The organism is Nocardia carnea (assembly GCF_029869215.1).
In the GTDB taxonomy this organism is placed as follows: domain Bacteria; phylum Actinomycetota; class Actinomycetes; order Mycobacteriales; family Mycobacteriaceae; genus Nocardia; species Nocardia carnea_B.
The window spans coordinates 1-12184 of record NZ_JARWPM010000075.1; the positions used below are offsets into that span (position 1 = coordinate 1).

At 69.0% G+C, this 12184-nt stretch carries 11 protein-coding genes; 2 read left to right on the forward strand and 9 right to left on the reverse strand.

What is annotated here, in order from left to right:
• Positions 1 to 163 precede the first annotated feature (163 nt).
• The 8 genes from QH276_RS03755 to QH276_RS03790 all read right to left on the reverse strand — a co-directional run bounded on the left by QH276_RS03755 (position 164) and on the right by QH276_RS03790 (position 7994).
• The gene (locus tag QH276_RS03755) at positions 164 to 1213 is read right to left on the reverse strand and encodes a homogentisate 1,2-dioxygenase (RefSeq protein ID WP_280402261.1); all 1050 of its coding nucleotides are present in this window, start codon (positions 1211 to 1213) and stop codon (positions 164 to 166) included.
• Positions 1214 to 1339: 126 nt separating this feature from the next.
• Positions 1340 to 2191 carry a crotonase/enoyl-CoA hydratase family protein gene (locus QH276_RS03760; protein ID WP_280402262.1) on the reverse strand — a complete coding sequence of 284 codons (852 nt, stop codon included), beginning with the start codon at positions 2189 to 2191 and terminating at the stop codon, positions 1340 to 1342.
• Between the two features lie 149 nt (positions 2192 to 2340).
• Positions 2341 to 3075, reverse strand: coding sequence for a hypothetical protein (locus QH276_RS03765; protein WP_280402263.1), 735 nt, complete (start codon positions 3073 to 3075; stop codon positions 2341 to 2343).
• A gap of 76 nt (positions 3076 to 3151) precedes the next feature.
• A complete protein-coding gene (locus QH276_RS03770) occupies positions 3152 to 4405 on the reverse strand; it encodes an ABC transporter substrate-binding protein (RefSeq protein WP_280406625.1) in 1254 nt (417 codons plus the stop codon).
• Positions 4395 to 5438 (reverse strand): branched-chain amino acid ABC transporter permease, encoded by a 1044-nt coding sequence (locus QH276_RS03775; protein ID WP_280400332.1) that lies wholly within the window; start codon positions 5436 to 5438, stop codon positions 4395 to 4397. The genes QH276_RS03770 and QH276_RS03775 overlap by 11 nt, the downstream gene beginning before the upstream one ends.
• A 155-nt stretch (positions 5439 to 5593) precedes the next feature.
• On the reverse strand, positions 5594 to 6481 hold the full coding sequence (locus QH276_RS03780) for a branched-chain amino acid ABC transporter permease (RefSeq protein WP_280400333.1): 888 nt from the start codon (positions 6479 to 6481) through the stop codon (positions 5594 to 5596).
• A complete protein-coding gene (locus tag QH276_RS03785) occupies positions 6478 to 7203 on the reverse strand; it encodes an ABC transporter ATP-binding protein (RefSeq protein ID WP_280400334.1) in 726 nt (241 codons plus the stop codon). The genes QH276_RS03780 and QH276_RS03785 overlap by 4 nt, the downstream gene beginning before the upstream one ends.
• A 32-nt stretch (positions 7204 to 7235) precedes the next feature.
• Complete coding sequence (locus tag QH276_RS03790) at positions 7236 to 7994, reverse strand: ABC transporter ATP-binding protein (RefSeq protein ID WP_280400335.1); 759 nt, start codon at positions 7992 to 7994, stop codon at positions 7236 to 7238.
• A 247-nt stretch (positions 7995 to 8241) separates the two neighbouring features.
• Here QH276_RS03790 and QH276_RS03795 point away from each other — a divergent pair, with 247 nt between their 5' ends.
• Positions 8242 to 9528, forward strand: a complete 1287-nt coding sequence (locus tag QH276_RS03795; protein WP_280406626.1) for a PucR family transcriptional regulator — start codon at positions 8242 to 8244, stop codon at positions 9526 to 9528.
• Positions 9529 to 9636: 108 nt separating this feature from the next.
• On the opposite strand, the gene QH276_RS03800 is transcribed toward QH276_RS03795, so the two are convergent.
• Positions 9637 to 11253, reverse strand: a complete 1617-nt coding sequence (locus QH276_RS03800) for an alkaline phosphatase D family protein (RefSeq protein WP_280400337.1) — start codon at positions 11251 to 11253, stop codon at positions 9637 to 9639.
• A gap of 452 nt (positions 11254 to 11705) precedes the next feature.
• On the opposite strand from QH276_RS03800, the gene QH276_RS03805 reads away from it, so the two are divergent.
• Positions 11706 to 12149 carry a hypothetical protein gene (locus QH276_RS03805; RefSeq protein ID WP_348536945.1) on the forward strand — a complete coding sequence of 148 codons (444 nt, stop codon included), beginning with the start codon at positions 11706 to 11708 and terminating at the stop codon, positions 12147 to 12149.
• Positions 12150 to 12184: the final 35 nt, after the last annotated feature.

Below are 12184 nucleotides of genomic sequence, written 5' to 3' on the forward strand. Positions count from 1 at the left end.
CGACGTCCAGGTCACCGGAACGCCACTGCTTCTCCCGCTCGGCGCGCTTGGCGACGAGCTGCTTCTCCTTGTCGCGCAGCCGCGCGGCCCGCCCCGGCCGCGCCGCGCCCCCGCCCCGCGGCCCCCCCCCCCGCCCCCCCCCCCCCCCCCCCCCGGAGGTGGGTCAGCGCGCGGTGACCGGTTGCCCTTCGGCCGGGTGCACACCGTATTGGTCGGTTTCCATCAGGTGGGCGATATCCCGGCCCGCCGGGGTCATCGTCAGCGACGACCTGGTTTCCAGCAGCCACGCCCGGTAGCCGGGCTGCACGTTCTCCTCGGGCCCCTGATGCAGGATGCCCTTCGGGGTCCAGGTGATGGTGCCCGGCGTATCGACCGACCCCCACGGCGAAGGACCCATGCCGTAGCAGATGACCTCGTCGAAATCGGCGTTGTGGTGTACCGGGGGCCGGGTGCTGTGCCGGCTCCCGACGCCGAAGACGAAATCACGCCCGGACGTACTGCTCATCAGCTGTGCGGGCGCGAGCCCGCCCTCCGCGACACCGAGCCCGTGTACGTGCTCGATATTGAACCGGACGACGAGCGGGGCGCCGATCACATCGAGGCACGGGATCGGGTCCACATCGTAGAAGTAGGAGGTGAACCTGTCGCCGGTGCGGACGACTACCTCGTATTCGTCGTCCACCGGGAGACCGGGCCGGCCGTGCGGTACCGGGCGGTCCAGATGCAGATCGGGGTTGAAGGTTCCGGGTGCGCCTTCGGGGTCCAGCCTCAGTTCGCTGGTGGTCACCACGATGAACTCGGTGATCTCCTCGGCGATATCGTCCCACCGGTAGGTGACCGCACGCGGGATGAGCACGAAATCGCCCGCCCGGACGTCGAGGGTGCCGACCTCGGTGTCGAGCCGGCCGCGCCCGGAGACGATGTAGTGCAGTTCGTCGGCCCAGACGTTGACATAGCCGAAGCTCATGGCGGCGGCGCGGCGGTTCAGCTCGAAACCGATCCCCTCGCCCTCGAGGATCGCCACCGGGAGGGCTTTCGGCTCGGCGAACACATCCGCCGGTAGATCCCAGGTGTGGAACCGGCGCGGCACGTATTCGCCCCGGGCGCGCAGGAAACGCGGCCGGTACTGGGCCCGGACGATGGTGGTGTTCGGGCCGGCGAAACCGTTACGGGAGAAGAGCTCGATATTGGGCGCCAGGACTTCGTCCGGCATGCAGCACCTCCGAAAATCGTTGTGCCACAAATCCTAGACAAGCCACCGGGTGGATGCGCACTTTTGCGAACTCCTTTTTGCCCAGGTACGTGCTACCGAAAGTACACTCCGCGTGGGCAATCCGGGTCAGTCGCGGAACGGCGGTACCGGCAGATCGGCTCCGAAGATATCGGGCGTATCCCGCGCCACGCTGTCGGGGAAACGCGCCGGACGCTTCTCCAGGAACGAGGAAACCCCTTCCGCCGCATCGGCGCTGGCACCGCGTAGCCGAATGCCGCGCGACTCCACCCGGTGCGCGATCATCGGATGCTCGGCCCCCAGCCCGCGCAGCAGCATCTGCCGCGACAACGCGACGGACACCGGAGCGGAATGTTCGGTGACGCGCCGCGCCAGCGCCAGTGCCTCGTCCAGCAGGGTTTCCGGCGAGTACAGCCCGTAGAACAGGCCCGCCTCGTACGCTTCGGCGGCATCGACGAGCCGGCCGGAATACACCCAGTCCAATGCCTTCTGCACGGGAACCAGCCGCGGCAGGAACCAGCTGGAACAGGATTCCGGGACGATGCCGCGCCGGTTGAACACGAACCCGATCCGGGCACTGTCCACCGCCAGCCGGAAATCGGCGGCCAGCGTCATGGTGATACCGACTCCGACGGCCGGTCCGTTGATCGCGGCGATGATCGGTTTGCGCGATTCGAACATCCGCAGCACCACTTCCCCACCACCGTCACGGAAGTCCTCCGGTTCCCCGCCCTCGGGCGCGACGAAGGTCTCCGCCCCGGCGGAGAGATCGGCCCCGGCGCAGAACGCCCGCCCCGCACCGGTGATGACGATCGCCCGCACGGCGTCGTCGCGATCGCACCTGTCGAACGCCTCGATCAACTCCACCCCCATCGCGGTGGTGAAGGCATTCAGCTGAGCCGGACGGTCCAGCGTGATAGTGGCAACGGAATCGGAAAACTCGAGGCGAATATCGACCATAGACCACAGCATGCCACCCCCTCCCGCACCCCACGCCCCAGCACAGACCTGAGGTCCCATCCCGGCCCCACCCTCGAGACGCGGAGCGTCTCCAAAATTACAGCCCGCCCCGGAAATCGGGACGGGCTGCACCGGACAGCGTGCGCTGCCTACGGGGTCGTGGGCCGGCACGCCGGGTGCTCCGGCGGGCACGGGGACAGGATCGTCGAGAAGTACTGGAAGGCCGCGAACACCGCGACCGGCCCGCCGATCAGGAACGCGCCGATGATGCCGCCCGCCGCACCGAGGGTCGCGGCACCGGCGACGCAGCCGCCGATGGTGGCCCCGACGAACGGCACCAGCAGCAGCGCGATCGGGCTGGAGACCAGGGCACCGGTCGCGGCACCGAGCACACAGCCCAGACTGCCGCCGATCACCGCGCCGACCGCACCGGCGATCGCCGCGCTCATCGTCGCCCGCTGGGTGAACACCCCCAGCGCCTGCATATCGCGCGGCGTGAACTGTTCGGCGACCTCCTGCCCGGCCTGTTCCGGTGTCACGATCGGCGCGCTCACCGGCGCCACCGGTACCCCGCCCTCACGCTGCGGCGTGAGTACCGCGGTGCCACCGTCGATCGTGGCGGCGATCGGGAAGGCGATATTGTCTTTGCGGTAGGTGAGCGGCACCGTGCTGAGCGGGGTGTCGTCGATCGCCTTCAGAATGAGCTGATCGCCCACCACCTGCCATTTGCCGTTGGTCTCCACCACGGCGGTGTCACCGGAGCGGGTGATCTCGTAGGTGAGCTCGCGGGGGACGGGAGCGGGTTGGGCGGCGGCCGGGGCGGCGGTCGCGCCGAGGGCGGCCGCCGCGATCGCGGCGGTGACTACGCTGGTCCGGAATTTCATCGTTATGTCCTCATCGGTTGATATCGAGGCGGCCGTGGGCGCCGGGTGCGCCACGGACGTTTTCTGGGCAGGCGGTTCAGTTGCCGGAGGTGTCGACGAGATCGCCCTCGAGCACCCAGCGGTCGCCTTGGAACCGCTGGATCTGCATGGCCTCCATCGGATAGCCGTCGCCTGCGCCGGTCTGCAGGGTGATACCGGGCAGCAGCAGGTCGATCGCTACGTTGTCGAGCGAGCGCATCGCGTCCCGCAACCCCTCGCGGGTCTTGCAGGCGGCCGCGTCGAAGGTTTTGTGGAAGCTCTGCGCCATGGCCCAGCCGACGAGGGTGTAGCCGTCGCTGGGGTCGGCGCCGGGTACGTACTGGGCGAGTTTGTCGCGGTAGAGCCGCATTCCGGGGTCGTCGGCCCACTGCGGGTCGGCGGGATCCTTCACGAAGACCGAGGTGACCACGTTCTGCACATTCGGGAAACCGACGGGTGCGAGCACGCTCATGGTGCTGGAAACCTGGGTGAGGATATGCAGCGGATTCCATTCGGGGTTACGCGCGTCGGCCGCGAGGGTCTGCGCGGCGAACTTCGGGGTCGCGAAGTTCAGCAGCACATCGGCTTTCGAATCGGCCAGGTTGCGCAACTGCGGGTCGACGCTGGGATCGGTGACCTCGTAACTCTGTTCGGCGATCACCTTCACACCACTGCCGGTGGTGGCTTCTTTGAAGCTGGCCAGCAGGTCTTTGCCGAAATCGTCGTTCTGGTAGACGACGGCGACGGTGGCGTCCGGCTGCTGCTCCATGACGTAGCGCGCGAAGATCTGGCCCTCGGCGTGATAGCTGGGCTGCCAGCCGATGGTCCACGGATGTCCTTCGCCCGCACCCCACTGGGTGGCTCCGCCGGCGACGAAGATCTGCGGTACCTCGCGCTGGTTCAGGTAATCCCAGACCGCCGCCGAGGTCGGCGTCCCGAGAGTGGACAGGATGGCGAACACCTGGTCCTGTTCGACCAGCCGGCGGGTCTCCTCCACGGTTTTCGGGGGCTGGTAGCCGTCGTCACGCAGCAGGTATTCGACCGTGCGCCCGTCGATCCCGCCTTGTTCGTTGTTGACGTACTCGAAGTAGGCCTGCATTCCCTTGGGGAGTTCGGCATAGGCCGAGGCCGGGCCGGACAGCGGGAAGATACCGCCCAGCTTCATCGCGGTATCGGTGAGACCGGTCGTCTGCTGGCCCTGGCAGTCGCCGGAGGCGACGGACTCGCCGGCGTCGTCGCGGCTGCCGCAGCCGGCGACGGCGACCAGGACCGCCGCGGCGGCCAGCGCCGCCTGTATCGCTCTAGTGCGCATCGGTTCTTCCTTTCCGGGCCCGGTGTCCGAGCCAGCGCGCCGCCCGGCCGACGAGTCCGGCCAATCCATTCGGCGCGAGGTACATGACCGCGATGATGAGGAGCCCGAAGATGACTCCCGGCGCGGCTTGATTGATGTCCTGGGCGAAGTTCGGCACGTACATGACGAACAATCCGCCCAGCAGCGGCCCCCACTGGCCGCCGAGTCCCCCGACGACCAGTCCGGCGAGCAGCGTGATGGACAGGGTGAGGGTGAACGAATCCGGTGACACATAACCGATCACCCAGATGTAGACACAGCCCGCGACCCCGGCGAACATGGCGCCCCAGGCGAAGGCCAGCGTTTTGTAGAACGCCGGCCGCACGCCGGTGACCTCGGCGGCGATCTCGTTGTCGCGTACGGCATGCAACGCCCGGCCCACCCGCGACCGCAGCAACCCGGCGACCAGCAGATAACTCACCGCGGTGACGGCCAGCACCAGGAAGTACAACCACTGGTCCTCGGCCAGCCCGCTCCACGCCGGCGGCCGGGGTTTGTCCAGGGTCAGGCCCATGGAGCCGCCCGTCACCGATTCGAACCGCTTCAGCAACGGCACCAGGAATATCGCGATGGCGAGGGTGACCAGCGCCAGATACAGTCCGCGCAGTCGCAGCGCCGGAATTCCGAGGCCGATCCCGAGGACGAACGCCACCGCCGCCGCGACGGGCAGGGTCACCGGATACGGTGCGTCCCAGCGGTCCATCATGATCGCGGTGGTGTACGCGCCGACCGCGAAGAACGCCCCGTGCCCCAGCGAGATCTGCCCGGTATGGCCCACCAGCAGGTTCAGGCCGAGCAACGCGACCGCGTAGATCATGGCCAGCGCCAGCTGGAAGGTATGAAACGGCGCCAATTCGAAAGGCGCCCAGCAGGCCGCCACCAGCACCACGGCCACCGGAAGCCACGACCAGCGGATCCGCCGGGGCCGCGTTCGTCCTGTTCCGGAAACGGGCGGCCGATGTTCCGGCGCCACCACGGTGTTCGGGATTCCCATATCGCTCCTGCTGTCTGCGTGGGGCATGAGCGGCGCACTCGCGGTGCCACGCTCCGCTGCCGCCTCCGGGCCTGACCCGCTCATACCGTGTCCATGGGGCACGAGCGGGGGCCCTCCGTGGTCACGCTCCGCTGCCGCCTCCGGGCCTGACCCGCTCATACCCGTTCCACCGCCGGGGTGCCGAACAGGCCCTGCGGCCGGATGAGCAGTACGCCGAGGATGATCACCAGCGGCACACCGATTTTGAGTTCGGTGCCGATCACGTCGAGATAGGCGCCGGCCAGCGTTTCCGCGACCCCGACGATCAAGCCTCCGGCGACCGCGCCGCCCGGACTGTCGAACCCGCCGAGCGTGGCGGCCGCGAAGGCGTAGATGAGGACGCCGCCCATCATGTTGGGCTCGAGGAACAGCAGCGGCGCCGACAGCACCCCGGAGACCGCGCCGACGGCGGCGGCCAGCCCCCAGCCGAGCGCGAGAACGGTGCCGACACCGATGCCCACCAACCGCGCCGACTGCGGATTCGCGGCCACCGCGCGCATCGCCAAACCTGTCCGGGTGTACCGGAACAGCAGATACAACAATCCCATCACCACCGCGACCACGGCGAGGATGCCGAGGTTGCCGTACCCGGCGGAGACTCCGCCCACGCGCAGCGCGCCCTCCGGGAAGGGGTTCGGGAAGCTTTTCAGCTGATACGACCAGATCCAGCCCGCGGCGGCGTTGACGAAGAAGAACAGCCCGACGGTGACGATCACCAGGGTGAGTTCCGGCGCGCCTTCGACCGGCCGGATGACGATCCGTTCGATCAGCATGCCGGCGGCGAAGGAGATCGCGAGGGTGACCGGCAGGGCCAGCCAGAACGGTGTTCCGCTCTGCATCAGCTGCCAGGCCAGGAACGCCGAGAACATGGCCAGTTCGCCCTGGGCGAAGTTGACGATGCCGGTGAACCGGTAGATGAGGACGAGGGCCAGCGCCATCCCGGCGTAGAGGGCGCCGGCGCTGAGGCCTTCGATGATCTGCTGCGCGAATCCGGTCACGGTCACACCCGGTATCCGAGGTAGGACCGGGCGACCTGTTCGTCCGCGGCGATATCGGCCGCGGTGCCGGACAGCACGATCTGCCCGCTTTCCAGGACATGCGCCTGATGCGCGGCGCGCAGCGCGAGATGAGCGTTCTGCTCGACGACTATCACGGTGGTGCGTTCCTCTTGGTTGATGGCCTGCACGATGCGGAAGAGTTCCTGGGTGACCAGCGGCGCCAGCCCGAGCGACGGTTCGTCGAGGAGCAGCAGCCGGGGCCGGGACATGAGCGCGCGGCCGAGCGCCAGCATCTGCTGCTGCCCGCCGGAGAGCTGACCGGCCGTTTCGTGCAGCTTCTCGCGCAGGACCGGGAAGTAGTCGTACACCCGGCGCAGATCGGCCTCGACACTTCCGCGCGCGCGGCGGGAGTAGGCACCCAGGCGCAGGTTCTCCTCGACGGTCAGCGGTGTGAAGGTACCGCGCCCCTCCGGAACATGCGCGACCCCGAGCCGGGCGATCTTCTCCGGCGCCCGCCCGGCGATCTCGGTGCCCGCCAGCCGCACCGAACCGCGCACCCGGACCATGCCGCTGAGCGCCCGCAGCAGTGTCGTCTTCCCGGCGCCGTTGGGTCCGAGCACCGCGCACACCTCGCCGGCGGCGACGGCGAAACCGACCCCGTGCACCACCTGGCCGGCACCGTATCCCGCGGTGAGACCGCTGACTTCCAGGAAGGGTTCGTTACTCATGCTGTTCCTCTCGGGCGGGACGGCGGGGCCGGTCACGCCGCCGTGCCCAGGTAGGCCTCGATGACCGCGGGATCGCGCTGCACGTCCTCGGGTGCGCCGTCGGCGATCACCCGGCCGAACTCGAGGCAGACGACGCGGTCACAGATGCCCATGACGAAGCCCATATGGTGTTCGACCACCACCACGGTGAGATCGAAGTCCACCCGCAGGCCCGCGAGGAGGCCGGCGAATTCGCCGACCTCCCCGTGGCTGAGGCCGTTGACCGGTTCGTCGAGCAGCAGCAGGCGCGGGCCGGCGGCCAGCGCCCGGGCCAATTCGATGCGTTTGAGCGTGCCGAAGGGCAGCCCGGCCGCGGGGTGATCGGCGACCTCGGTGAGTCCGAGTCGTTCCAGCAGGCCGTCGACCTGGGCCCGCAACCGGCGTTCCTCGGCACGCACCGGGGGCAGGAACAGGCTCGCGGCCACGAAGCCGGACCGGGCGCGATGGTGGGCGCCGACGAGCACGTTGTCCCGGACGGACATACGGGAGAACAGCCCGAGATTCTGGAAGGTCCGGGCTATCCCGAGCCGTGCCATGAGGTCCGGGCGCACGGTGGTGAGATCGGTGCCCAGGTAGCGCAGGGCGCCGGCGGTCGGGGCGCAGCGGCGGGTCAGGCAGTTGAACAGGGTGGTCTTCCCCGCGCCGTTGGGGCCGATGAGGCCGACCATTTCGCCGGTAGCCACAGCGAATCCGACGTCGTCGAGTGCCGTGATACCGCCGAATCGGACGGTGAGGCCGGATATCTCGAGCATGAATCCTCCGGGTGCGTGGTCGCGGTCGAAATCCTGTGGGGCAGCGCACAGTCCGCCGGACCGGCTATGGGTCAGGCCAGCGTAAGAGTGGCCAGAATGAAACACATCAGCCTTTGCGTCCCAATTATGGGCGCCGCATTTGTCCACCGAGGACAAACGACCTGCGGATAATTTGATACATTTGCGTACGAATGTTGACTTTCGAGTCGCGGGAGTGGACCAACCAGCTTTGCCTGGTGTAAAACTTATGGTCGCCACTACGCTGCCCGACCCGGTCCAGCTCGCGCGCACCCGTATCGTCGGCAGCGTCTACGACCGTGCCGACGAGATCGCCGAGCGCGGCAGTAGCGCGATACTCACGCAGGTCCCCGGATACGCCGGCCGCGACAGTGAATTCCGGGCCGATGTGCACGACCAGGTGGCCAGGTTGTGCCGCACCGGCCTGGGCGCGCTGCTGGAGAAACGGCGGGTCTCCCCCGCCGATCTGGCCTACACCCGCCGGGCGGCGGTACGCCGTGCCCAATCCGGGCTCCCCCTCGCCGATTACATCTCCGCGTTCCGGCTCGGCCAGCAGGCCTTCTGGAAAGCACTCGTCGCCCAGGCCGGTGATTCACCCGCCGCCCGGGAGGCGACCCTGTCGATGGTGCTGCCCCTGACCCGCTACTGCGACCTGATCAGTACCCAGGCCACCCACGCCTACCTGGAGTTCCAGCAGCATCAATCCACCGAGGCCGGTCGTGACGGCCGCGATCTGATCGAATCCCTGCTCGCCGGGGCGCTGCCCGAACGCGGCCCGCTCGTGGCCGCCGCGGCCGCCCACGGTATCGGCACCGGCGCGGGTGAACGCCTCGTGGTCATCGCCGGCGCGGTCCTCGATCGCACCGAGCGCGGTGCCGCGCCGCGCGCCGAAGACGAAGCCCCGCATATTGTTTCGGCCGCACTGGCGCGCACCGGGGTCAACGGGCACCGTATCCTGGCCGTCGCCCGCGACACCGATATCGTCGCCATAGCCGGGCTCGGCCGTGCGACCACCGAAGAACTGTGCACGCGGCTGCGGCGCACCCGCGACGGACTCGCGGCCGAGGGCATCACCGCGGCCCTCGGGGTGAGCACGGTGCTCACCGGTGTCGAGGCGGTACCGCGCGGCTGGCAGGAAGCACGCTCGGCGCTGGACCTGATCCCGGACGGCGGCGGCGTCGTGGCCCTGCCCGAACTCACCCCGTTCCGCTACCTCGTACTGAGCTCCGACGACACCGCGCGCACTCTCGTCGATCCCCGGATCGCCCGCACCCTCGCCGACGACCAGGCGAAAGGCGCCGTCCTCGCCGATACCATCCGGGCGTTCGTCGCCGCCGATATGAATCTGCGCGAAGCGGCCGATGCGCTGCGTATCCACCACAACACCGCCAAGTACCGGCTGCGCCGGATCCAGCAACTCACCGGCCGCAATATCCGCACGGTGACCGATCTCGTCGAACTACTCGTCGCCATCGAACTCCGGCAGGCACCACCGGTCGTCCGTCGCGAGCACTGAGCCACGGCCGACGCTCGGCGGAGTCGCAACGAGCACCGCACGGCTGCCGGACCGGCGCGGCCCGCGAGGACGGCGTTCGGCGCCCGCCACGTACAGATCGGCGCCCGGTCAGCCCGCGTCCGGGGATATCTCGTCGCCCGGGCCCGGCGCGGCCCGCACCGCGGCCGGCCGGGCCGCCGTGGGCTCTTCCGCAGGCCGCTCACCGGCCGGGGCCACCCCCGGCACCCCGTCGACGACCACATACGACGCGCGGGTGTACACCGGGGCACCCGGACGGCTCACATAGGGAACCACCCGGAAATCGGTGCGCCAGAGCTTCTCATCCACGTCGACCCGGGCGTATCCGCGCTGCGCATTGAAGAATTTCAGGTCGGGATTGGCGGCGAGCAGTTCGGTGCCGCGCGCATACGTGTCCACGCCGTCACCGCCGCTGGTGATAGAGGTTCCGGTGAACTCCGCGGCCACCACAGGAGTGCGCGGATCGGCCGGATCGGCCCGGAGATCGGCGGCGTAGTTCTCGTGCCGGTCGCCGGTGATCACGACGAGATTCCGGACCGCGCGGGCCGCGGCGGCCGACAGTACGGCGGCACGTTCGGCGGGAAATCCGTCCCAGGCGTCGGCGGACAGGTCCACGCCGGGACCCGCCTCGTGATCCGTGCGACCCAGCACCACCTGGTTGCCGAGGATCTGCCAGCGCGCCGGCGAGGCCGCGAAACCGTCCACCAGCCACTCCCGTTGCCGCGCACCGAGAATCGATCCGCCGCCGCGATACTGGCGGGTGTCGAGCATGGTGATCTCGGCGAGGGAGCCGAACCGGTAGCGGCGGTGCAGCCGGATTCGCGGCCCGGCCGGTAGCTGCGCCAGGCGCAGCGGCTGGTGTTCGTACATCGCGCGGAAGGCCGCCGCCCGCCGGGCCCGGAAAATCGGCGCGACGATATCGCGGTCGATCCGGGTCTGCGCGCGCCGGCCGGCCCAATCGTCGGCGAGTTCGTGATCGTCCATCGTCACCAGCCACGGAAACGCCGCATGTGCCCGGCGCAAGGCCGGGTCGGATTTGTACCAGCCGTAGTGCACCCGGTACCCGCGCAGGTCGCGTGGCTCGTGCCGGAGCTGGGGTTCTACGGGGAGACCCCGCACCGCACCGCTGACCGGGTACTCGTACAGATAGTCGCCCAGGTGCACGACCAGGTCCAGATCCTCTCCGGCCATATGGTCGTAGGCGGTGTACCAGCCGTCGTTCCACGCCTGACAGGACGCGAACGCAAACCGCAGGCGGCGCACGCGGTCGGCGGCGGCGGGTGCCGTACGGGTGCGCCCGACCGGCGAGATCGCCGAGCCCGCGCGGAACCGGTAGAAATACCAGCGACCCGGTTCGAGGCCGTGAACCTCCGGATGGACCGAATGCCCGAGAGCGCGATCCGCGAGCACCGAACCGCGCCGCACCACCCGGCGGAATCGGTCGTCGTGGGCGACCTCGTAGTCGACCGTCACCGGGCTGCGGCCCATCCCGCCGAAACCGTCCGGGGCGAGCGGATCCGGCGCCAGCCTGGTCCACAGCACCACGCCGTCTGCGGTCGGATCACCGGAGGCGACACCGAGGGTGAAGGGATCGCCGAGGTAGCGCGGCGCACGGAACCGCGCACCGGATGCCGCGCCCGTGCCGACCAGGAGTACCGCGGCGGCCGCGGCGCCCTGCCGGAGGAAACGCCTGCGCGTGGTATCCATGTTCTAGGGATCCCGCACGCGCCTGACACACCGGTGGCCCGCGGATGACACCGCGATGACCATCGGACGAGCGTTGCCGGTCGCCTTGTCCCCGCCGACGTCTAACACCCGGCGCCGTCCCCGCGATATCCCGGATACGACGTTGCCGATCTCAGAACACGGAGGCTGCGATGGTCACCCCGGCCGTGGTTCCGTCCAATCCTGTGCAGGCCCTGTTACTGGCGTTGAGCCAGATCCTGTGCTCTCTGTCGTCCGGTGAAGGGTGCGTGGTCATCATGTAGCGCGGGTTTCTGCCGGGCGCAGCACCAGGAGATCACCTGCTGTATATTGGCTACGGGAAGTCGCCTGTCGGCGCATTCACCTCGGAATCAATTTATGTGTAACCGGCGGTTACACATAAATACGCCTGCCACGCCCGACACTCCGGGCCCGCACGGCGCTACCATTCCCAGATGGGGCAACCCGCCACACCGCGCGCGGACACCCTCGGGCAGTTGCACGGCAATCAGCTCGCGGACACTCTGCGCCGGTTCACTACGGCATGGCAGAACGCTCCCGCACCGCCCGAACTCGCCCGCTACCTGCCCCGATCCCCGGCCTTGCGCCGGGTTGCGCTCATCGAACTGATCAAGATCGATCTGGCCCAGCGCTGGTTCCGGGCCGACCGGCCGAAACGACTCGCCGACTACGCCGCCGAATTCCCGGAACTGCGCGACCGTCCGCTGCCCCCGGATCTCATCTACGAGGAATACCACCAGCGCCGCCGCGCCCGCCGGCGCGGGGGCCCCCCCCGCGAACCACCCGCCGATACCGCAACAGCAGGCACCCGCCGCCGTGGCGTCGAAACGATTCCCCCTGGTGCTCGCCATCGACGGTGCCGCGCCGTTTCCTCGTGAACTGCAGGGGTTCGCACCGGAGCACGCCCGTAATC

Coding starts and splice junctions, on each gene's coding strand:
- QH276_RS03760 (WP_280402262.1), bottom strand. CDS start 2,191: ATGGTCGATATTCGCCTCGAGTTTTCCGATTCCGTTGCCACTATCACG.
- QH276_RS03770 (WP_280406625.1), bottom strand. CDS start 4,405: ATGCGCACTAGAGCGATACAGGCGGCGCTGGCCGCCGCGGCGGTCCTG.
- QH276_RS03785 (WP_280400334.1), bottom strand. CDS start 7,203: ATGAGTAACGAACCCTTCCTGGAAGTCAGCGGTCTCACCGCGGGATAC.
- QH276_RS03765 (WP_280402263.1), bottom strand. CDS start 3,075: ATGAAATTCCGGACCAGCGTAGTCACCGCCGCGATCGCGGCGGCCGCC.
- QH276_RS03805 (WP_348536945.1), top strand. CDS start 11,706: ATGGGGCAACCCGCCACACCGCGCGCGGACACCCTCGGGCAGTTGCAC.
- QH276_RS03775 (WP_280400332.1), bottom strand. CDS start 5,438: ATGGGAATCCCGAACACCGTGGTGGCGCCGGAACATCGGCCGCCCGTT.
- QH276_RS03755 (WP_280402261.1), bottom strand. CDS start 1,213: ATGCCGGACGAAGTCCTGGCGCCCAATATCGAGCTCTTCTCCCGTAAC.
- QH276_RS03795 (WP_280406626.1), top strand. CDS start 8,242: ATGGTCGCCACTACGCTGCCCGACCCGGTCCAGCTCGCGCGCACCCGT.
- QH276_RS03790 (WP_280400335.1), bottom strand. CDS start 7,994: ATGCTCGAGATATCCGGCCTCACCGTCCGATTCGGCGGTATCACGGCA.
- QH276_RS03800 (WP_280400337.1), bottom strand. CDS start 11,253: ATGGATACCACGCGCAGGCGTTTCCTCCGGCAGGGCGCCGCGGCCGCC.